At 73.7% G+C, this 20346-nt stretch carries 17 protein-coding genes; 7 read left to right on the top strand and 10 right to left on the bottom strand.

The features are described from left to right. Window positions 1-3: 3 nt before the first annotated feature. Together O7542_RS07770 and O7542_RS07765 are read right to left on the bottom strand one after the other, a co-directional pair. Window positions 4-561, bottom strand: coding sequence for a GNAT family N-acetyltransferase (locus O7542_RS07770; RefSeq protein ID WP_064445634.1), 558 nt, complete (start codon window positions 559-561; stop codon window positions 4-6). Further along, complete coding sequence (locus O7542_RS07765; RefSeq protein ID WP_281605950.1) at window positions 558-2594, bottom strand: penicillin acylase family protein; 2037 nt, start codon at window positions 2592-2594, stop codon at window positions 558-560. The genes O7542_RS07770 and O7542_RS07765 overlap by 4 nt, the downstream gene beginning before the upstream one ends. A gap of 228 nt (window positions 2595-2822) precedes the next feature. On the opposite strand from O7542_RS07765, the gene O7542_RS07760 reads away from it, so the two are divergent. Genes O7542_RS07760 through O7542_RS07745 form a run of 4 tightly spaced genes read left to right on the top strand, consistent with a single transcriptional unit; the run spans window position 2823 to window position 8039 of the window. Next, a complete protein-coding gene (locus O7542_RS07760; protein WP_281605949.1) occupies window positions 2823-4376 on the top strand; it encodes an aspartate aminotransferase family protein in 1554 nt (517 codons plus the stop codon). Window positions 4377-4402: 26 nt separating this feature from the next. Beyond that, a complete protein-coding gene (locus tag O7542_RS07755; protein ID WP_281605948.1) occupies window positions 4403-5677 on the top strand; it encodes a lysine N(6)-hydroxylase/L-ornithine N(5)-oxygenase family protein in 1275 nt (424 codons plus the stop codon). Next, complete coding sequence (locus tag O7542_RS07750; RefSeq protein WP_281605947.1) at window positions 5674-6258, top strand: GNAT family N-acetyltransferase; 585 nt, start codon at window positions 5674-5676, stop codon at window positions 6256-6258. Before O7542_RS07755 ends, O7542_RS07750 begins: the two co-directional genes overlap by 4 nt. After that, entirely contained in the window at window positions 6255-8039 is a 1785-nt protein-coding gene (locus O7542_RS07745; RefSeq protein ID WP_064445629.1) for an IucA/IucC family siderophore biosynthesis protein, read from the top strand. Before O7542_RS07750 ends, O7542_RS07745 begins: the two co-directional genes overlap by 4 nt. A gap of 46 nt (window positions 8040-8085) precedes the next feature. On the opposite strand, the gene O7542_RS07740 is transcribed toward O7542_RS07745, so the two are convergent. The 5 genes from O7542_RS07740 to O7542_RS07720 all read right to left on the bottom strand — a co-directional run bounded on the left by O7542_RS07740 (window position 8086) and on the right by O7542_RS07720 (window position 14765). Beyond that, window positions 8086-8988, bottom strand: a complete 903-nt coding sequence (locus O7542_RS07740) for a siderophore-interacting protein (RefSeq protein WP_281605946.1) — start codon at window positions 8986-8988, stop codon at window positions 8086-8088. A 45-nt stretch (window positions 8989-9033) separates the two neighbouring features. Next, window positions 9034-11136 (bottom strand): iron ABC transporter permease, encoded by a 2103-nt coding sequence (locus O7542_RS07735; protein ID WP_281606454.1) that lies wholly within the window; start codon window positions 11134-11136, stop codon window positions 9034-9036. A gap of 5 nt (window positions 11137-11141) precedes the next feature. Further along, on the bottom strand, window positions 11142-12131 hold the full coding sequence (locus O7542_RS07730; RefSeq protein WP_043323338.1) for an iron-siderophore ABC transporter substrate-binding protein: 990 nt from the start codon (window positions 12129-12131) through the stop codon (window positions 11142-11144). Window positions 12132-12159: 28 nt separating this feature from the next. Beyond that, entirely contained in the window at window positions 12160-12969 is an 810-nt protein-coding gene (locus tag O7542_RS07725) for an ABC transporter ATP-binding protein (protein ID WP_166456110.1), read from the bottom strand. Window positions 12970-13148: 179 nt separating this feature from the next. Continuing rightward, a complete protein-coding gene (locus tag O7542_RS07720) occupies window positions 13149-14765 on the bottom strand; it encodes a cellulose-binding domain-containing protein (RefSeq protein WP_281605945.1) in 1617 nt (538 codons plus the stop codon). 348 nt (window positions 14766-15113) lie between these two features. Between O7542_RS07720 and O7542_RS07715 the strand changes: the two genes are divergently transcribed. Beyond that, entirely contained in the window at window positions 15114-15971 is an 858-nt protein-coding gene (locus tag O7542_RS07715) for a hypothetical protein (protein ID WP_113972951.1), read from the top strand. 51 nt (window positions 15972-16022) lie between these two features. Here O7542_RS07715 and O7542_RS07710 read toward each other — a convergent pair whose 3' ends face one another. Beyond that, complete coding sequence (locus tag O7542_RS07710) at window positions 16023-16493, bottom strand: hemerythrin domain-containing protein (RefSeq protein WP_064445625.1); 471 nt, start codon at window positions 16491-16493, stop codon at window positions 16023-16025. Window positions 16494-16728: 235 nt separating this feature from the next. Here O7542_RS07710 and O7542_RS07705 point away from each other — a divergent pair, with 235 nt between their 5' ends. Continuing rightward, window positions 16729-17895, top strand: a complete 1167-nt coding sequence (locus tag O7542_RS07705; protein ID WP_113972952.1) for a serine hydrolase domain-containing protein — start codon at window positions 16729-16731, stop codon at window positions 17893-17895. Window positions 17896-17951: 56 nt separating this feature from the next. Here O7542_RS07705 and O7542_RS07700 read toward each other — a convergent pair whose 3' ends face one another. Together O7542_RS07700 and O7542_RS07695 are read right to left on the bottom strand one after the other, a co-directional pair. Further along, window positions 17952-18608, bottom strand: a complete 657-nt coding sequence (locus tag O7542_RS07700) for a response regulator transcription factor (RefSeq protein WP_030499160.1) — start codon at window positions 18606-18608, stop codon at window positions 17952-17954. Then, window positions 18596-19822, bottom strand: a complete 1227-nt coding sequence (locus tag O7542_RS07695; protein WP_043323327.1) for a sensor histidine kinase — start codon at window positions 19820-19822, stop codon at window positions 18596-18598. The genes O7542_RS07700 and O7542_RS07695 overlap by 13 nt, the downstream gene beginning before the upstream one ends. Before the next feature lie 166 nt (window positions 19823-19988). Between O7542_RS07695 and O7542_RS07690 the strand changes: the two genes are divergently transcribed. Next, a complete protein-coding gene (locus tag O7542_RS07690) occupies window positions 19989-20201 on the top strand; it encodes a hypothetical protein (protein WP_043323325.1) in 213 nt (70 codons plus the stop codon). Window positions 20202-20346: the final 145 nt, after the last annotated feature.

Raw genomic sequence — 20346 nt, 5'->3', positions numbered from 1 at the left:
GCTTCACGCGGGCGGGTGCTCCGCCTCGAACCGCTCCCGGGTGAGGAACGCCAGCCTCGCCCGCTTGTCCGGCATGTCGATGTCGGGGCCGAACGTGAAGCCCTCGATGCGCAGGCGGCGCAGCATGGCGTCGTTGCGCACGTCCGGCTCGGCCACCACGCGACGCGCGGCCGGGTCACGCAGCAGGAACCGCATCAGGGCCGGGAAGACCGCGCCGGTCACGCCGCGCGGGTACCGCCGGGGCGGGTCGAGCAGCAGGTGCATCCCCACGTCGCCGGGCTGCACCGGGTAACGCTCGCCGACCGGGTCCGCCTCCGGCTGGTACGTCTGGAACAGCCCGATCGGCTCGCCGTCGAGCCGGATCAGGTACGCGTGGTGGGTCTCCAGCCCGTCGACGAACGCGTAGATGTCGCGTACCTGGTCGACGGTGTGCGAGCCCATGCCCCAGAACCGGTTGCGGGGCCGGATCACCCAGCCGTGCAGCAGGCCGGCGTCCCGCTCGGGGCGGAGCGGCTCCAGCGCCAGCGCGCCGAGGCCGGAAATCGACTCCAGGTGGATCACGTCGTCTCGTCTCCCGTCAGTGGGCCGGCGGGCACCGGGATCAGCGTCCCGGCGGCCCAGTGGGTCAGCTGGTCGGCGAAGTGCGGATCGCCGGGGCGCCCGGAAGCGCCGAACGGGACGATCCAGCGGCTGGCCGCCCGGTCGGTCAGGTCCCACACGTAGCGGGCCACCGGGCCGCGCCAGCAGGCGTCGGAGACGCCCGGCACGCTGGAGGTGGCCAGCACGCAGTCGGTGTCACCGGCCAGCGCCACCCGCTCCCGCATCGCGGTCACCGCGTCGGTGACCGCCGGGGCGACGCCCAGGTGCACCGGGTGCAGCAGGTGCCGGCTGCCCCACTCACCGGGCGGCGGGCCGGCGGCCACCTCGGCCAGCGCCTCGGCCGCCGGTTCCGCGAGGTCGAACCCGGCCGCGAGGTGATCCAGCGCCAGGCCGATCCGCGCCGCCGGGTCGGTCCAGGGGGCGAACAACTCGTCGAACCCGCACGGCTCGTCGAGCGCACGCAACCCCGGGTGTACGCGCAGCCGCCGGGCCAGCGCCGCCCGCCAGGCCGCGTACGCGCCCGCCTCGGCCGACCCGCCCGCCATCGCCCGGTCCCATCGGCGCAGCCGCCGCAGCAGCGCGCGGGCGGGTTCGTCGAGCCGGCCCGGGTCGAGCCGGTCGAGCAGCCGGTACAGCGGGCCGGCCGGGAGCCGGTCATCGGTGTGCACTGTGGACGCCTCGGCGCCCTCGGCGAGCAGCGCGCGGATCCGGCGCGCCCGGTGCGGCGGGGCGAAGTCGACACCGTGCGCTGCGACGTCGTCGCGGCGGTCGTTGGCGCACACCGCCACGCCGTCGACCCGCTCGTCCACCGGCGGCACGTAGTCGCCCCGCCACCGGTAGGCCGGCTCCCAGGCCGGCACCGGCTCCCGGCGGCACCGTTCGTCGCGTACCGGGACCAGGCCGGCGACCAGACGGCGGACGCCGCCCTCGGTGTCGGCGGTGAGCACGCTGTTGACCGGCTCGACCCAGTGGCGCAGCGCGTCGGCGACGTCGGCGGCGCGCCGGGCGCGCAGCAGCGGCAGCAGCGCCTCGAAGCCGAGCCGGGCCTCCACCCGGCTCGGGGCGCGCAGCGCGATGGCCTCGCCGGTGACCCGGTCGTGGTCGATCACCGGCCCGCGCGGCGTCTCGATCACCTCGACCGTCTCCGGGTCGCCGCCGCGGACCTCGATCTCCTCGACGTGACGCGCGACCGGGGTCCAGCCGTCGGCGTCGCGCGCCAGCACGCGGTCGCCGTCGCGGCGCAGCCGCTCGCGGTAGAGGTCCTGGTAGTCGGCCATCGCGTTGGTGACGGCCCAGGCCACGTGCCCGGTGTGGCCGAAGTGCGGCAGGCCCGGCACGCCGGGGAAGGCGAGGCCGACCACGTCGAACTCCGGGCAGGCCAGCCGGACCTGCTGGTAGACGCCGGGCAGTTCGAGCAGCCGGTGCGGGTCGCCGGCGATCAGCGGGCCGCGCCCGGTGGCCGGGTCGGCGGGCAGCGCCCAGGCGTTGCTGCCCGACGACGCCGGTCCCTCCACGGCGAACAGTCCGGCCGCATCGGGGCCGAGCGTGCGGGCCACGTGCGCGTGCCAGAGCTTGTTCGGGAAGGTGGAGAACAGCACGTGCTGGACGAGGAACACGCCGAGCGGTGACCAGGGGCGCCAGGGTTCGGGCGCGGCGCCGGTGGCGGTGAACTCGGGCGCGGCGGCGGCGCCCTCGGCGAGTCCGGCGTTGACCCCGTCCACGTACGCCTCGACCCACCGCCGGGTGTCCGGGTCCAGCCGTTCGTAGCAGCGCCGGGCGGTGTCGTCCAGCCGTACGCGGCGGGCGAACCGGTCCCACGCCAGCTCGGACGGTCCGACGTGGGCGGCCAGGCGGCCCTCGGCACGCCATCGTTCGACGCTGATCTGCCACGCCCGGTCGGTCGCGGCGACACGCCCCTGCAGACGGGCCAGCGCGTCGGCGTCACCGGCCCACAGTTGCGGCACGCCCCACTGATCGCGATCGACGCGCGTCACCGTCTCGGCCCGCCTCGGCGCGCCGGGCGGCGGTTCCGTTCCACAGTCAACTTAGGATAACCTCCCCTAACCGAGGGCGACCTTACCGCGACACGCGGCAGGCGCCAACCGGCGGTAGTTCCAGGACAAAGCGCACCGAGTCGCGCTTGCTAGTTAGGCGAGCCTAACCTAACCTGATCGCCGCGGCTGTGGCCGCACGTCCTGTCCGTACGACCGCTGGGAAGTCGCATGAGTTCGATCGGGAGCCCGACCGGCGCCGCGCCCACCGACACCGGCCGCGCCGCCGCCACGGCCCGCGACCACCTGTTCAACGCCGGCTCGCTCGCGCGGTACCGGGACGTGCTGGCGCGCGGCGTCGACCGGGTCGCCCGGCGGGTCGGCGAGGTGGACACGCCGTTCACCGGCGTCACGCCCGACCAGCTGGCGCCGCTCATCGGCGGCATCGACCTCGACCGGCCGCTCGGCGACACCGACGCCGCCCTGGACGAGCTGCACGACGTGTGGCTACGCGACGCGGTGTGGTTCCACCACCCGCGCTACCTCGCCCACCTCAACTGCCCGGTGGTCATCCCGGCGCTGCTCGGCGAGGCGGTGCTCAGCGCGGTGAACTCCTCACTGGACACCTGGGACCAGAGCACCGGAGCCACCCTGATGGAGCGGCGCCTGATCGAGTGGACGGCCGGACGGATCGGGCTGGGTCCGACCGCCGACGGGGTGTTCACCAGCGGCGGCACCCAGTCGAACCTCCAGGCCATGCTGCTGGCCCGGGAGGAGGCGTACCGCCGGGCGGTGGGTGGCGCGGCCACCCGGCCGGACCGGCCGCAGGTGCTGTCCCGGCTGCGCGTCATCACCTCCGCGGCCGGGCACTTCAGCGTGCAGAAGGCCGCCAAGCTGCTCGGCCTCGCCGCCGACGCGGTGCTCACCGTGCCCACCGACGCGGCCCGCCGGATGCGCGCCGACGAGCTGGCCCGCACGATCGACAGCTGCCACCGCGACGGTCAGGTGGTGATGGCAGTGGTCGCCACCGCCGGCACGACCGACTTCGGCAGCATCGACCCGCTGCCCGAGATCGCCGACATCTGCGCCGACGCGGGCGTCTGGATGCACGTCGACGCCGCGTACGGCTGCGGGCTGCTCGTCTCCCCCACCCGCCGCCACCTGCTCGACGGCATCGAACGGGCCACCTCGGTGACAGTCGACTACCACAAGTCGTTCTTCCAGCCGGTCAGCTCCAGCGCGCTGCTGGTGCGCGACGGCCGGGCGCTGCGTCACGCCACCTGGCACGCCGACTACCTCAACCCGGCCCGCGCGGTCGAGCAGGGCATCCCGAACCAGGTCGACAAGAGCATCCAGACGACGCGGCGGTTCGACGCCTGCAAGCTGTGGCTGACCCTGCGGATCATGGGGCCGGACGCGGTCGGCGAGCTGTTCGACCAGGTCGTCGACCTCGCGGCGCAGGCGTGGCAGCGGCTCGACGCCGACCCGCGCTTCGAGGTGGCCGCACCGTCGCAGCTGAGCACAGTGGTCTTCCGCTACCGGCCGTCCGGCCTCGCGCCCGACCTGGCCGACGAGGCCAACCTGCACGCCCGCGACGCGCTGGCCGCCTCCGGCGCCGCCCTGGTCGCCGGCACCAAGGTCGACGGCGCGCACCACCTGAAGCTCACGCTGCTCAACCCCGAGACCACAGTGGACGAAATCGCCCACGTGCTGGACCTCATCGCCGACCACGCCGCCTGGTACGCCCGGACCGCTGCCGCCGAGCTGTCCTGCCCGGTCGGCTGACCCCCCGTCGAGGAGAACGAGAACCCATGTCGACCCACGACTTCATCGCCGTCGGGCTGGGCCCCTACAACCTCGGCCTGGCCTGCCTCACCGCGCCGATCGACGACCTCGACGGGCTGTTCCTGGAGGCCCGCGACAGCTTCGACTGGCATCCCGGCATGCTGCTGGAATCCACCCGGCTCCAGACGCCGTTCATCGCCGACCTGGTCACGCTCGCGGACCCCACCTCGCCGTACTCGTTCCTGAGCTACCTGAAGGAGACCGGGCGGCTCTACCCGTTCTACATCCGGGAGAGCTTCTTCCCGCTGCGCGCCGAGTACAACGACTACTGCCGCTGGGCCGCCGCCAAGCTGCCGAACCTGCGCTTCCGGCACGCCGTCACCGCCGTCGAGTACGACGCGACCGACGACCGGTACGTGGTGCGCGCCGACACGCCGGACGGGCCGGTCACCCACCGGGCCCGGCACCTCGTGCTCGGCACCGGCACCCCGCCTTACCTGCCGCCGGCCTGCGCCGGGCTGGGCGGTGACCTGATCCACAACTCGCGCTACCTGGAGCACCGGGAGGCGCTGCGGGCCAAGGACAGCATCACCATCGTCGGCAGCGGCCAGAGCGCCGCCGAGATCTACCACGACCTGCTCGGCGACATCGACACGTACGGCTACCAGCTCACCTGGGTGACCCGCTCGCCCCGGTTCTTCCCGCTGGAGTACACCAAGCTGACGCTGGAGATGACCTCGCCGGACTACGTGGACTACTTCCACGCGCTGCCCGAGCCGACCCGCTACGCGCTGGAGGCCGCGCAGAAGCCGCTGTTCAAGGGCATCAACGCCGACCTGATCAACGACATCTACGACCTGCTGTACGCCAAGAGCCTGCACGGGCCGGCGCCCACCCGCCTGCTGACGAACACCGAACTGGTCGAGGCGGCGTACGCCGACGGCCGCTACCGCCTCGGGCTGCGCCACACCGAGCAGGACCGCGCGTTCATGCTGGACACCGCAGGACTGGTGCTGGCCACCGGCTACCACTACCGGATGCCGGAGTTCCTCGCGCCGGTACGCGACCGGCTGCGCTTCGACGCGCACGGCCGCTTCGACGTGGCCCGCAACTACAGCGTCGACCACACCGGCCGCCGGGTGTTCCTGCAGAACGGGGGCACGCACACGCACAGCATCACCTCGCCGGACCTGGGCATGGGCCCGTACCGCAACTCGTGGCTGATCCGGGAGATGACCGGCCGGGAGCACTACCCGGTGGAGAAGAGCATCGCCTTCCAGGAGTTCGGAGCGCCGGCGTGAGCGCGTTCACCCGCGTCGACGACGCGCTGGGCGAGTTCGCGCTGCGCCCGCTGGACCCGGACGCCGACGCCGCGCTGCTGCACCGCTGGGTCACCCATCCCAAGTCCGCGTTCTGGCTGATGCAGGACGCCGACGTGGCCGCCGTCGCCGCCGAGTACCGGCGCATCGCCGACCACCCGCACCACGACGCGTACCTCGGGTCGTGGCGCGGCACCCCGGCGTTCCTGGCCGAACGGTACGACCCGGCGCACGTCGAGCTGGTCGGCCTGTACGACCCGGAGCCCGGCGACGTGGGCATGCACTTCCTCTGCGCGCCCGCCGACACGCCGGTGCACGGCTTCACCCGCGCCGTCATCACCACGGTGATGGCCTGGCTGTTCGCCGATCCGGCGACCCGCCGCGTGGTGGTGGAACCCGACGTGCGCAACACGGCGGTGCACGCGCTCAACGCGGCCGTCGGCTTCACCGTCGTCGGCCCGATCCGCAAGCCCGAGAAGGAGGCGCTGCTCAGCGTCTGCACCCGGGACCAGTTCCGGGCCGCCACCGGCGCGCCCGCAGGCGAGGAAAGGGCACCGGCGTGAACGCCAGCGCAGCAGTGGACCACCTGACCCCCGAGGCGTGGGCGACCGCCAACCGGCTGCTGGTGCGCAAGGCGCTCGCCGAGTTCGCCCACGAGCGCCTGATCACCCCCGAGCCCACCGGCCCCGGGCAGTGGCTGGTCCGCAGCGACGACGCCGCCGTCGAGTACCGGTTCGCCGCGCGGCGGCTGGCGCTGGACCACTGGGAGGTCGACGCGGACAGCATCGTGCGCCGCCGCGACGGCGCGGACCTGCCGCCGGACGCCGTGGATCTGTGCGTGGAGCTGCGCGGCGCGCTCGGCCTCACCGACGCGATCCTGCCGGTCTACCTGGAGGAGATCACCTCCACGCTGGCCGGGACCGCGTACAAGCTGGCCAAGCCCGCGGTGAGCGCCGCCGAGCTGGCCGCCGCCGGGTTCCAGGCGATCGAGACCGGCATGACCGAGGGCCACCCCTGCTTCGTGGCCAACAACGGCCGCCTCGGCTTCGGCGTGCACGAGTACCGCGCGTACGCCCCGGAGGCCGCCGCGCCGGTACGGCTGCTCTGGCTCGCCGCGCACCGCGACCACACCACCTTCACCTGCGCCGACGACCTGGACTACGACACGCTGATGCGGGCCGAGCTGGGCGAGGCGACGCTGGCCGGGTTCACCGGCACGCTCACCGGGCTGGGCCTGGACCCGGCCGACTACCTGTTCGTCCCCGTGCACCCGTGGCAGTGGTGGAACAAGCTCGCCGTCACGTTCGCCGGTGAGGTGGCCGCGCGCCGGCTGGTCTGCCTCGGCGAGGGGCCGGACGAATACCTGGCGCAGCAGTCCATCCGCACCTTCTTCAACGTCAGCGACCCGGCGAAGCACTACGTGAAGACCGCGCTGTCGGTGCTGAACATGGGCTTCATGCGCGGGCTGTCCGCCGCGTACATGGAGGCCACGCCGGCGATCAACGACTGGCTGGCCGGGCTGATCGAGGGCGACCCGGTGCTCAAGCGCACCGGCCTGTCGATCATCCGGGAGCGCGCCGCGATCGGTTACCGGCACCGGCAGTACGAGGCGGCCACCGATCGCTATTCGCCGTACCGGAAGATGCTGGCGGCGCTGTGGCGGGAGAGCCCGGTGCCCGGGCTGGAACCCGGGCGGCGGCTGGCCACCATGGCCTCGCTGCTGCACCTGGACCGCGACGGCCGGTCGCTGGCCGCGGCGCTGATCGACGAGTCCGGGCTGGCGCCGGCCGACTGGCTGCGCCGCTACCTGGACGCCTACCTGGTGCCGCTGCTGCACAGCCTGTACGCCCACGACCTGGCGTTCATGCCGCACGGCGAGAACGTCATCCTGGTGCTGCGCGACGGCGTCGTCGAGCGGGTCGTGTTCAAGGACATCGCCGAGGAGATCGTGGTGATGGACCCGGACGCGGACCTGCCGGAGCGGGTCCGGCGGATCCGGGCCGCCGTACCCGAGGACGAGAAGATCCTGTCCATCTTCACCGACGTCTTCGACTGCTTCCTGCGGCACCTCAGCGCCACCCTGCACACCCGGGGCGTGCTCGACCAGGCCGAGTTCTGGCGCACCGTCGCCGCGTGCGCCGCCGACTACGCCGCCACGGTGCCGCACCTGGCCGACCGGATGCGCCGGCACGACCTGTTCGCGCCGGAGTTCACGCTGTCCTGCCTCAACCGGCTCCAGCTGCGCAACAACCAGCAGATGGTGGACCTGTCCGACCCGTCGGCCGCGTTGCAGTTCGCCGGCACGCTGGTCAACCCGCTCGCCCCGTACGCGCCGCGCGGATGACGAAGCGGGCCGGCGCGTCGTGCGCCGGCCCGCTCCCACGGGACGATCAGTTCTCCGCGCGACCGGCCCGCCAGTAGCCCATGAACGCCACCGCGCGCCGGTCCATGCCCCGCTCGGTGACCAGGTGCCGCCGCAGGCCGCGGATCACCGCCGCCTCCCCGGCCAGCCAGGCGTAGAGCGCCGCGCCGTCGGGCCGCTCCGGCACCTCCCAGAGGATGTCCCGGTCCACGTCCACCTCGGTCAGCGGTGCGGCGCCCGCCGCGACAGGTACCGGCACCAGCCGGCCGGCCAGGCTCGTCACGGCCGGGGTGAGCCGGCTGCCGTGCGGGGCGCCGTCGCGGGGCAGCCAGGTCACCGTGACGCCGGCCGGGGGCCGGCAGGGCAGTTCGTCGCCGGTCTCCGGCACCTCCACCAGCGCGTGCCCGCGCGCGTCGGCGGGCAGCCGCTCCAGGATCGCGCAGATCGCCGGCGCGGCGGTCTCGTCGCCGGCCAGCAGCAGCGTCGCCCCGGCGGGCGGCTGGAACTCGACACCGCCGTGCGGGCCGTCCCAGCCGGCGTCCGGGCCGACCACGGCGATCCGGTCGCCGAGGCGGGCCCGCCGGGCCCAGCGGGTGGCCGGGCCGCCGTCGCCGTGCAGCGCCATGTCCACGTCCACCTCGTACGCCTCCGGCCGGACCGCGCGGACCGTGTAGGTGCGGATCGGGCTGCGCAGCGCGTCCGGCAGCTCACGCCACCGCGGGAACCAGTCCGGCCCGTCGGGCAGCTCCCCCGACGCGCCGTCGACCGGCGGCAGGGCCAGCTTGATCCGCTGGTCGTACCCGTTGTCGGCGAACCGGTCCAGGTCCGGGCCGGTGAGCGTCACGCGCAGGAACGACGGGCCGAGCCGGCGTAGCGCGCGGACCTCGACGGTGAAGACTCGCCAGGGCGCGACGGCCAGGGTGCTGGTCATGCGTCATTCCTCTCACGTGCGGGGGGTGGTTCGTCGGCGAACGGGTCAACGGGCGGCCGCGGCGGCGCGGGAACGCCACAGCAGCCAGACGAAGTACGGGGTGCCGATCATGGCGGTGACCAGACCGGCGGGGACCTGGGCGGGGGCGATGACGCTGCGGCCGAGCGTGTCGGCGAGGCTGACCAGGGTGGCGCCGAGCAGCACCGCGACCGGCAGGACGCGGGTGTGCCGCCCGCCGACGAGCGCCCGGGCCGCGTGCGGCGCGACCAGGCCGACGAAGCCGATCACGCCGACCGCCGACACGGCGGTGGCGGTGAGCAGCGCCGCCAGGCCGAGCGCGACCAGCCGGGCGCGTTCCAGCCGGACGCCGAGCACCCGGGGCGTGTCGTCGTCGAGCGCGAGCAGGTCCAGCTCGCGGCGCACGGCGGCGACCACCGGCAGCGCGACCAGCAGCGCGATCGCCACCGGCAGCACCTGCGGGGCGGTGCGCCCGTAGGTGGAGCCGGACAGCCAGGTCAGGGCCTTGCCGGTGTTCCACGGGTCGGAGGACACCACGATGAACGTGATGATCGCGGTACCGCCCTGCCAGACCGCGAACCCGATCAGCACGAGCCGGTCGGAGTTGAGTCCCCGCCGCCGGGCCAGGCCGTAGACCAGCGCGAACGCGACGACCGCGCCGAGACCGGCGGCGCCGGACAGGGCGAGCACGCCGGCCATCGGCGCGAACGTCAGCAGCGACACCGCGCCGATGCCGGCGCCGCCGGTGATGCCGAGGATGCCCGGCTCGGCCAGCGGGTTGCGGCAGACCGCCTGCACTGTGGTGCCGGCCAGGGCCAGCGCGGCGCCGGCCAGCAGCGCCGCGGCGACGCGCGGCCAGCGGGCGTCCAGCACGAAGGTGTACGCCGGTCCGGTGCTGCCCTGCACCCAGTTGACGATGTCGCCCAGCAGCACCCAGGTGTCACCGGCGAGCATGCCGAGCACCAGCGCGGCGGTGACGACGACCGCGCAGACCGCGACGACGGCGGCGACGAAGCCGCGGGAGCGCACGGCGGCGTGGCCGCCCGGCGCCTGCCGGGTCGGTCCGGCGTCGCGGTGGCGGCGGGCCAGCCACACCAGCAGCACCGCGCCGAAGAGCGTGGTCACCACGCCGGTCGGCACGTCGACACCGGCCTGGCCGCCGAGCACGGCGCGCAGCAGCACGTCGGAGCCGAGCACGATGACCACGCCGACGATGCCGGACAGCGGCATCAGGACGCGGTGCCGGTGCACCTCGGGCACCCACTTGCCGAGCAGCCGGACGATCACCGGCGCGCCGAGACCGACGAAGCCGATCGGGCCGGCCAGGGTGACCGCCGCGGCGGAGAGCAGCACGGCGAGCAGCACGACCGTGAGCCGGGTACGACGCACGTTGAGCCCGAGCACGGTGGCGGTGTCGTCGCCGAGGGCGAGCAGGTCCAGCCGGTGCCCGAGTGCCACGAGCACCAGTGCGGCGACAGCGATCACGGGGGCGAGCTGGGTGAACGCGACCAGGTCGCCCTGCACGAGCGAGCCGTTGCCCCAGGCGAACAGGCCGATGGTGGCCTGCTCGAACAGCAGCATGAGCAGCATGGTCAGCGAGGACAGCGCCATCGCGGTGGCCGAGCCGGCGAGGATGAGCCGGGTGGTGGCGGCCTGGCCGCCGGCCGAGAGCAGCATGACCAGGGAGGCGGCGGCGAGTCCGCCGCAGAACGCCAGCCCGCCGGCGGGCAGCGCGGGCAGCGCGATCCCGAACGCGGCGGTGGAGACGATCGCCAGGTGCGCGCCCGCGTTGACGGCGAGCGTGTCCGGCGAGGCGAGCGGGTTGCGGGTGGTCGACTGCAACGCCGCGCCGGCGAAGCCGAGCGCGACGCCGACGGCCAGGCCGGTGAGCAGCCGGGGCAGGCGGGAGGCGACGAGCACCCGGGCGGTCTCGTCGTCGCCGCCGGTGAGCAGCCGGAGCAGGTCCAGCGCCCCGACCGAGGAGGTGCCCTGGGTGAGGTGCACCGCGGTGATCGCGACGAGCAGCGCGGCGGCGAGGGCGAACGCGCCGGCGACCCGGCTGCGCCGGGCGGGCGGCGGCCCGGCCGGGGCCGGCCGGGTGGCCGGCCCCGGTGGGGCGGGGGCGGTCATCGCGCTCAAGCCGTGTAGACCTTGACCAGCTCGTCGATGTACTGCTTGGCGGAGAGCGTGCCGCCGAAGGTCCAGATGCCGTTGGGCATCTTGTGCAGCTTGTTCTGCTGGACGAACGGCAGGGAACGCCAGATCGCGTTGCCGGCGAGGCCGTCGGCGAACACGTCGGTGCCGTCCGAGGCGTTGTAGAAGAAGTGCAGGTCCTGGCTCTTGAGGACGGTCATGCCCTCGACGTCGGTCTGGCCCAGGCCCCACATCTCGTCGGTCTTGCCGGTCCAGGCGTTCTTGAGGCCGAGCTGGATGCCGAGCTGGGAGACGAGCGCGCCCTCGCCGAACATCCGGATCGAGACGGTGCTGCCTTCCTTCCAGCCGTCGGCGATCGCGAACTGCTTGCCGGCCGCACCGGCGTCGGCGATCTTCTTCTTGCCGTCGGCGAGCGCGGCGTCGAAGTCGGCGAGCAGCTTGTCCGCCTGCGCGGTGCGCCCGGTCGCGGTGGCGATCATCTTCAGGTCCGAGCGCATCCGGCCGATGTTGTCGGAGGCGTCGCTGCCCTTGGTGACCAGCACCGGGACGTACTTCTCCAGCTGGGTGACGACGGCGGAGCCGCGCTCGGCCTCCATCACCACGAGGTCCGGCTGGAGGGCGACGATGGAGTCGACGCTCGGCTCACCCCGGGTGCCGACGTCCTTGACGCTCGGGTCGAGCGGGGCGGCGGTCACCCAGGTGGCGTACCCCTTGGGGTCGGCCACGCCGACCGGCATCACGCCGAGGCCGACGAGCATCTCGACCTCGCCCCACTCCAGGCCGACGACCTTGGTGGCGGGGCTCTTGAGCGTGATGGTCTTGCCCCGGCTGTCGGTGACGGTGACCGGGCCGGTGGGCGCGGCGTCGGAGGAAGACGGTGCGGCGGCGGGCTCCTCGGTGGTGCCGCAGCCGGCGATCAGCAGCGCGCTCGCCGCGGCGGCGGCGAGCAGGGTCAGGCGGGTACGCAGCATCGGTTTCTCTTCTGTGTGCAGGGATCGGTCAGGCGGGGATACGGGTCGTGTGCCGGCCGACGGGACGTGTGGAGAGCAGGTTGGTGACCGGGTCGACGATCACCTCGACGCGGATGCCGTACGCCTCGGTGAGCGCCGCCTCGGTGAACACCTCGTGCGGCGTGCCGGTGCCGCGGACCCGGCCCTCGTGCAGGAGCACGACCTGGTCGGCGACGGCGGCGGCCTGGTTGAGGTCGTGCAGCACCACGCCGACGGCGACGCCGGCGGTGTCGGCGAGGTCGCGCATCAGGTCGAGGATCTCCACCTGGTAGCGCAGGTCCAGGAACGTGGTGGGCTCGTCCAGCAGCAGGATCGCGGTGTCCTGGGCCAGGCAGGTGGCCAGCCAGACGCGTTGCAGCTCGCCGCCGGACAGCTCGTCGACCGGCCGGCCGGCCATGCCGTCGACACCTGTCACGGTCATGGCCCGGTCGATCGCGGCGGGCCCGTCGGGGTCGCCGGCGCGCCACCGCTGCCGGTAGGGGTGCCGGCCGTAGCCGACCACGTCCCGCACCGTGACCCCGCTCGGGGTGGGGCGGCTCTGCGCCAGCAGCGTGACCCGGCGGGCGAAGTCCCGGGGGGACAGCGCCCGGGCCGGGGTGCCGTCGGCGAGCACGACCTCGCCGTGTTCCAGCGGGTGCAGGCGGGCCAGCCCGCGCAGCAGCGTCGACTTGCCGCTGCCGTTCGGGCCGACCAGCGCGGTCACCGCCGCGGGGCGCAGCGTGATGGCGGCGTCGTGCACCACCGTCTTGCCGTGGTAGCCCAGCCTCAGCTCACTGCCCGTCAGGCCGTCGGCCCGCACTGCTTCGCTCGTCACGCAGGTTAGGCTAACCTAAGACTCGATCATCCTGTCAAGCCGGTCCTTCGGCCCGATCTCCTCTCCCCCACCATCCCTTCACCCGGTCGATCATGAGGTTGACGGCGTTGTCGATCTCCGATCCGGCCGCCAACCTCATGATCAACCCGGTGGGGCGCCGGGGGTCAGAGCGAGACCGGGCGGCCGCCGAGGGTCACCGTGAGGCGGCCGTCGGAGGCGAAGGACCAGGCCAGAGCCCCGGAGTACGTGGCGCAGCGCGAGCCGTTGGCGCCGGACCAGAACTGGTTCGAGCCGTCCACGTTCCCGACGGTCCTGTCGTTCGATCCGCTGCCGGCGAAGCGGCAGGAGGTGTTGTTCCGGTAGACCGAGGTGCCGGCGTCGAACGAGAAGTTCCGTTCGGTGCTGTCGATGCTCAGATTGTTCGAGATCGTCATGGTGCCCGGGTTCCGGTTGTACGTGAAGCCGTGCTTGCCGTTGCGGTACGCGATGGTGCGCCGCACGATGTGGTTGACGGCGATGTCCTCACCGCCGAGCTTGAAGCCGTTGCGGTCGCCGTTGCCGTTCTGGGTGCCGTTGCTCAGCGTGCCGTTGCTGTATGCGAGCGAGTCCTCGATGGTCACCGTGCCGATCGCGCCGGTGTCGGACTTGGTGTAGAGGTCCCACCCGTCGTCGATGTTGTGATGCGACACCGCGTACCGGAAGACGTTGCCACCGCCCACTGTGAGCTTGGCCGCGAAGCCGTCGGCGTCTTCGCCGTCGGAGTCGGCGTTGTCGTGCGACTCCACGCTCACCATCAGGTTGTTCGCCGGCCACTGGTCGCGGGGCGTGCTGGAGGCGATCCGGGACAGTTGCAGCCCGGTGTCGCGGTTGAACCGGGTCACCGTCCGCTCGATGATGTTGTTGCTGCCGCCGACGAAGATGCCGTTGTCACCGGCCCGCTCCACCACGAGCCCGCGCACGTGCCAGTACGAGGCGTTCAGCGCCAGCCCCCGGTTGGCCGGGTCCTCGCTCATCGCCGAGAAGTTCAGGATCGGCGTCTCGCCCGGGTAGGCGTACAGGTTCTTGCGGGCGCTCGACGTGCCGTTGTTGCCGGCGGCGACGGTGACCGTCTGGGACAGGTTGTAGGTGCCGCCGCGCAGGTAGATCGTGCCGCCGGCGCCGACGCGGGTGATCGCCGCGGCGATGGTGGTGGGGCTGGCCTGGGTGCCGGCCGCCCCGGCGGTGCCGTTCGGCGCGGCGTAGATCGCGCCGCCGGCCGGCGGCGGCGTGGTCGGTGGCGGCGTCGTCGGCGGCGGGGTGCTCGGGGGCGGGCTGCTCGGCGGGGCGCTGGTCGGCGGCGTGCCGGTGGTGGGCGTGACGCCACCGGTGCACGTGATGCCGTTGACGGCGAACGAGGTCGGGACCGGGTTGCTGGTGTCGTTCCAGGTGCCGTTGAAGCCGAACGACGTGCTCGCATTGGTGCCGAGGCTGCCGTTGTAGCTGACGTTGGCGGCCCGCACCGACGCGCCGCTGGCGGTGATCTCGGCGCCCCACGCCTGGGCGACGGTCTGCCCGGCGGCGAACGTCCAGGTGACGGCCCATCCGTTGAGCGGGTCGCCGAGGTTCGTCAGGTTGACGTTGGCGGTGAAGCCGCCGCCCCACTGCGCGGTGACGGCGTAGCCGACGCGGCAGCCGGCGGCCGCCTGGGCGGCGGTCGCGCCGACGGCCAGGCCGGACGCGGCGAGCGCCGCCGTCGCCGCGGCCGATGTCCACAACACCGTACGACGGTGTCGGTTGATCATGATGGTCTCCTCCGGGTGGTGGTGCGGTGCCCACGCCGCTACCGGCACCGATGCCCGGTCGGTGTCAGGGGCGGGCCTTGTCGCCCGGACGTCCGTGTCATGCCGAACGCTCACGTCTCCCGCACAGTAAGCGCTTTCAGCGCAGCCTAACGACGGACGTCGATGCGGTCAAACATCCGGGGTGCGCTGAACGATCTCGCGCCGCCGTCCGTATCCACTGCCGACGGGAACATCGGCCGGAACCGCGATGCCGGAGCGGGACGAGCACGATTCCTCCAGTCGTCACTTCGCACCGTGGAGACGGCGCGGCAGCCGCCGCACCCTCCCGGTCAACCAGAGGAGAGGTGCATGGCCAGGGGTACGCGCAAGACCGCGGTCCTGAAGCTCGGCGGGGTGGGCGCCCTCGCGGCGCTGTTGTTCGCCGGTGGGCTGCAACTGGCGTCGGCGGGCGAGAACAACCCCCCGGCCACCACCGCAGCCGCGCAGACCGTGAACTGCCCGACGGTACGCGACAAGCTGCCGGCCGTACCGGCGGCGGCATCGGCCCAGGTGGAGCGGGAACTGGCCAACCTGGACCAGGAGATCGCCCGGCAGAACGAACGGCTGGCCCGGCAGGCGGTACGCCCCGAGGGCGGACCGGCGTTCATCGACAACGCGATCCTCGGCCCGCTGCGCAGCAAGCGCGTCGCCGTGCTCGACCGCATCGAGATCGCGTTCAACCGGATCGGCGCGCCGCGCCCGGACCTGGACGCGCTGGCGGCCTGCTCGCTCAACGCCCCGGGCGTGCCGAGCGCCGTCAACGGCGGCGCCGGCCAGAACGCCGGCGGCCAGAACGGCAACGCGGGCGGTCAGAACGGGAACGCCGGCGGCCAGAACGGGAACAACGGCGGCCAGAACGGCAACGCGGCCGGATCGGCCCGGACGGTCGACTGCCCGCGCGTCGCGCTGCCTGCCGTCCCGGCGGCGGCCGCGAGCCAGGTGCAGGCCGAACTGGCCACGCTGGACAAGCAGATCGCCGAGGCGAACGCCCGCCTCGCCCAGCTCGCGGTGCGCCCCGAGGGCGGACCGGCCTTCATCGACAACGCGATCCTCGGGCCGCTGCGCAGCAAGCGCGCCGCGGCGCTCGACCGCATCGAGATCGCGTTCAACCGGGTCGGCGCGCCGCGCCCGAACCTGGACGCGCTGGCCACCTGCGGCCTGAACTGAACGCCCGGTCGCGGCCCGGCGGCGCGCATCCCGCCGGGCCGCGACCCGGGGTCACAGCGGTCCGAGGACGTCGGCCGGGTCGGCGTCCAGCGCCAGCGTCTCCAGCACCGAAAGCAGCTGCCGCTCCTCGTACCGGAAGTGCGACTCCATGATCGCCGCCACGCCCTCCAGGTGCCGGGCCAGTTCGTCGGGCGGGGCGTCGCGAGCCACCGCCGCACCCAGCCCGGCCAGCAGGTAGCCGATCATCGAGTGGTCCTGTCGCAGCCGGTCCAGCGTCTCGCGCAGCTCCGGATGGCGCGTCGCGACCGCCGGGAAGAGACTGCGGTCCTCGCCCTCGTGATGCGCGGTCAGCGCCGCGCAGAACCCGTGGCAGAACAGCAGCAGGTCCCGTGTCGCGGGCCGTGCCGGCTCACCGGCGGCGAGCGCCCGCCGGGTCACCTCAAGCGCCTCGCGCAGCCGCTCGTGGACGGCGCGCATCTCCCGGCTCCAGGCCACCAGCCTGGTCTGTTCGCCCTCAGCCACGTGGCGAGGGCGAAGGGACGACGAGTGTCATCGTCGTGCTCCCTTCGATCCGGCGCCTCCATGCCTGACACGGTCTGCCACCGGCACGCGACGCTGCGCGGAGCCTAACCGGCGACGCCGGGAGCGATCAAGTAGTGCCAGCGCTACCCCGGCTCGGTAGCTGGCGGGATGGAACGCGGGACCGGTTCTGGCGAGGCTTGAGGCCGTACCCGTTCACCTCCGTCGAGGAGTTCCCATGACCCGCCGTACCTTCCCGATCGCCGTCGGCGCCACGGCCATGCTGACCGTCACCGCGCTCGGTGTGCCCGCCGCGTCCGCCACGACCACCGACGCCCGGCGTCCCGCCGCCGACGCCGTCCAGACGCGACTGGACGGCCTGGTCGCCGAGCACGGCTTCCCCGGGGTGCTGGCCTCCGTACGCCGCGACGGCCGGGTGCGCGACTACACCGCGGGCGTGGGTGACCTGCGCACCGGCGCCGCGATCCCCCGCGACGCCCGGGTGCGCGTGGGCAGCAACACCAAGACGTTCACCGCGGTGGTCGTTCTCCAGCTCGTCGGCGAGGGCCGCATCGACCTCGACGCCACCGTCGAGCGCTACCTGCCCGGGATGGTGCGCGCCAACGGCAACGACGGGCGGCGGATCACCGTACGCCAGCTGCTGCAGCAGACCAGCGGCCTGCCCGACTACGACGAGGTCGTGTTCAGCGAGGCGCAGGATCTGGTGGACCGCCGCAGCGACTACTTCGACCCGCGCCGGCTGCTGGACGAGGCGCTCACCCAGTCGCGGCGCTTCCCGCCGGGTCAGAAGTGGGAGTACAGCAACACCAACTTCGTGCTGGCCGGGCTGATCATCGAGCGGGTCACCAAGCGTCCGGTGGGTGAGGAGATCACCCGGCGGATCATCGAGCCGCTGCGGCTGCGTGACACGTACTGGCCGCAGACCGGCGAGCAGGACCTGCCGGGCCGCCTGCCGCGCGGATACGTGGCGGTGGAGCCGGGCGCGCCGTGGGTCGACGTGACCCGGATGGACCCGTCGCTGGGCTGGGCCGCCGGTCAGCTCGTCTCCACGCCGTCGGACCTGCGCACGTTCTTCGAGGCGCTGCTGGCGGGCAAGCTGCTCAAGCCGGCCCAGCAGGCGGCGCTGACGCGCACGGTGCCGGCGCCCGACTTCGAGCCCAACGGGGTGTGGGAGTACGGCCTGGGCATCGCCCGGCACGAGCTGCCCTGCGGCGGCCACGCCTGGGGGCACGGCGGCGACATCCAGGGCTTCGAGACGCGCAACCTGTCCACCACCGACGGGCGCAGCGCCGTGGTCGCGGTGACCGCGCTGCCGACCAGCCTGGAGATGCTGGAGGCGGTCACCAGCACCGTCGACGCGGCCCTGTGCGGCACCCGCCGCTGATCCGGCCGACCCGTCCGCGCGCCGCCTCACCGCGAGGCGGCGCGCGTGCGTGTGCGCTACCGGCGGCCGTCGTCGAGGTAACGCAGCACCGCGGTGACCCGGCGGTCGGCGCGGTCGTCCGGCGGCAGGCTCAGCTTGGCGAAGATGCTGCGGATGTGCTTGTGCACAGCGCCCTCGGTGACGAACAACCGCTCGGCGATCGCGCCGTTGCCCAGCCCTTCGGCCATCAGCGCCAGCACCTCGTGCTCACGCGGCGACAGCTCGGCCAGCGCGGTGTCCGGCCGCCGGTTGCGGGCGAGCAGCTGCCCGACCACCTCGGGGTCGATCACGCTGCCGCCGCCCGCGACGCGGTGCAGCGCGGCGAGGAACTCCTCGACCCGGCCCACCCGCTCCTTGAGCAGGTAGCCGAGCCCGGAGGCGCCAACCGCGAACAGCTCGGTGGCGAACGCCTGCTCGACGTACGCGGACAGGACCAGCACCGCGAGGCCGGGACGGCGGCGGCGGGCCTCGACCGCGGCGACGATGCCCTCGTCGGTGTGAGTGGGTGGCATCCGCACGTCGACGATCGCCACGTCCGGCCGGTGCTCGTCGACAGCGGTCAGGAACTCCCCGGGCGTGCCGGCGGTGGCCACCACGTCCAGGTCCTCGGCGCGCAGCAGCAGCGCCAGCCCCTCGCGCAGCAGCGCGTCGTCCTCGGCGATCACGATCCGCATGGCAGCTCCACGTGCATCCTCGTCGGTCCTCCCGGTGGACTGGTGAGCGTCATCCGCCCGTCGTACGCCTCGACCCGCCGGCGGATGCCGGTCAGCCCCGAGCCGCGCGTCTCGTCGGCGTCCCCGCGCCCGTCGTCGGTGATCGTCACCAGCAGCCGGTCCCGTTCCCGGCGCACGACGACCTCGACGCCGTCCGCGCCGCTGTGCCGGACCACGTTCGTGAGCGCCTCGGCCACCACGAAGTACGCGGTGGCCTCCACCGAGGCCGCGCAGCGCACGTCGACGTCCACCGACAGGCGGCACGGCACCGCGCACTCCGCCGCGAGTCCGGCGAGCGCCCCGGCCAGTCCCCGGTCGCCGAGCACCGGCGGCAGGATGCCGCGCACCACCGTACGCAGCTCGCCGAGCGCCTGCTCGGCCGCGTCCTGCGCGCGTTCCAGGATCTCGTCGGCGCGGTCCGGATCTCGGCGCACCGCCCGCCGGGCGGCGCCGAGCAGCACGTTCACCGCGACCAGCCGGTTCTGGGTGCCGTCGTGCAGCGAACGCTCGATCCGGCGCAGCTCCACCGCGTGCGCGTCGAGCGCGGCGGCCCGGGTGGCGGTGAGTTCGGCGACGCGCAGCGACAGGTCGAACCCGGGCGGCGGGGGCAGCAGCCGCCGGCCCGGCCGGGCCTGGATCCGCGCGAGCGCCGGGCCGGTCGTGACCGCGAGAAGCAGCCAGCCGACCCCGAGCACGGCGACCGCGAGCGCGTCGCCGAGCCCGTCGATGTGCCACCAGCCGATGCCGGGCGCGCCGGCCTCCGGCGGCACCAGCCGGTACCAGAGCGGGAACGTCATGTCCTGCACGGCGTAGATCGGCAGCACCAGCGCGAGCAGCCCGGCCCCGAAGCCGAGCGTCCCGTGGACGGCCACCCAGCGCAGCTCCCGCCGTACCACCGGGTCGCGCAGCGCCGCGCGCACCCCGGCCGGGACCGGGCCGGGCGCCGGTATCGGCGTCCCCCACCGGGACAGCCGGGCGCGCTCGCGGTCGGCCACCGACCGCACGGCCTGCAGCAGTCCGGGTACGAGCAGCAGCCCGACCCCGCCGACGCACGCCGCCGCGACGACGAGCGTCCCGAGCAGCGTGCCCAGGGCCAGCACTGCGGTGCCCAGCCCGCCGACGAGGTGCTCCAGAGCGGCCACCGCCACGCGGAACCGCCGCCGCACGTACTCCATCCCGGCCCACCCCCGGGCGAAACGATAGGTCACCGCTGTCGCCGCCCGGCAGGCCCGGGCGCGGAAAGTACAGCCTGCTGTACCACGACTGTCGTGCTGGCGGGATCGTTACCGGCCGCTCCCGTCCCTACTGTCGGTGGTAGCAGAAATCATCGAGGAGGCAGCCGTGAACGACCTGGACCGTACCGCCGAGACCGCCGCCGCCCCGTCGTCGATTACCCGGATGCGCCCGCTGCTCTGGCTGGTGCTCATCGTGAGCGTGGCCGCGAACGTGGTGCTGTCGAGCGTCGTCGGCAACCCGTGGGCCGGTTCCGCCTTCGGCGCGCTGGCGCTGCTGAGCGGTGGGACGCTTGCCGTCGACCACTACCGCAACCGCTGATCTTTCGCCGGCCGGGCGCCGGACAGCCGCCGCAGGGCGGGCCGCGAGAACGAGCGGCCCGCCCTGCGGCGTTCGCGTCAGCGCTGCGAATCAATTGACAGTCAGCTATATGAACGCCAGGCTAAGGGGGATTGTTAGCGTTAAC

This window comes from Micromonospora sp. WMMC264 (genome assembly GCF_027497275.1).
Taxonomy (GTDB): domain Bacteria; phylum Actinomycetota; class Actinomycetes; order Mycobacteriales; family Micromonosporaceae; genus Micromonospora; species Micromonospora chalcea.
This window is presented reverse-complemented; position numbering and strand designations above follow the sequence as displayed.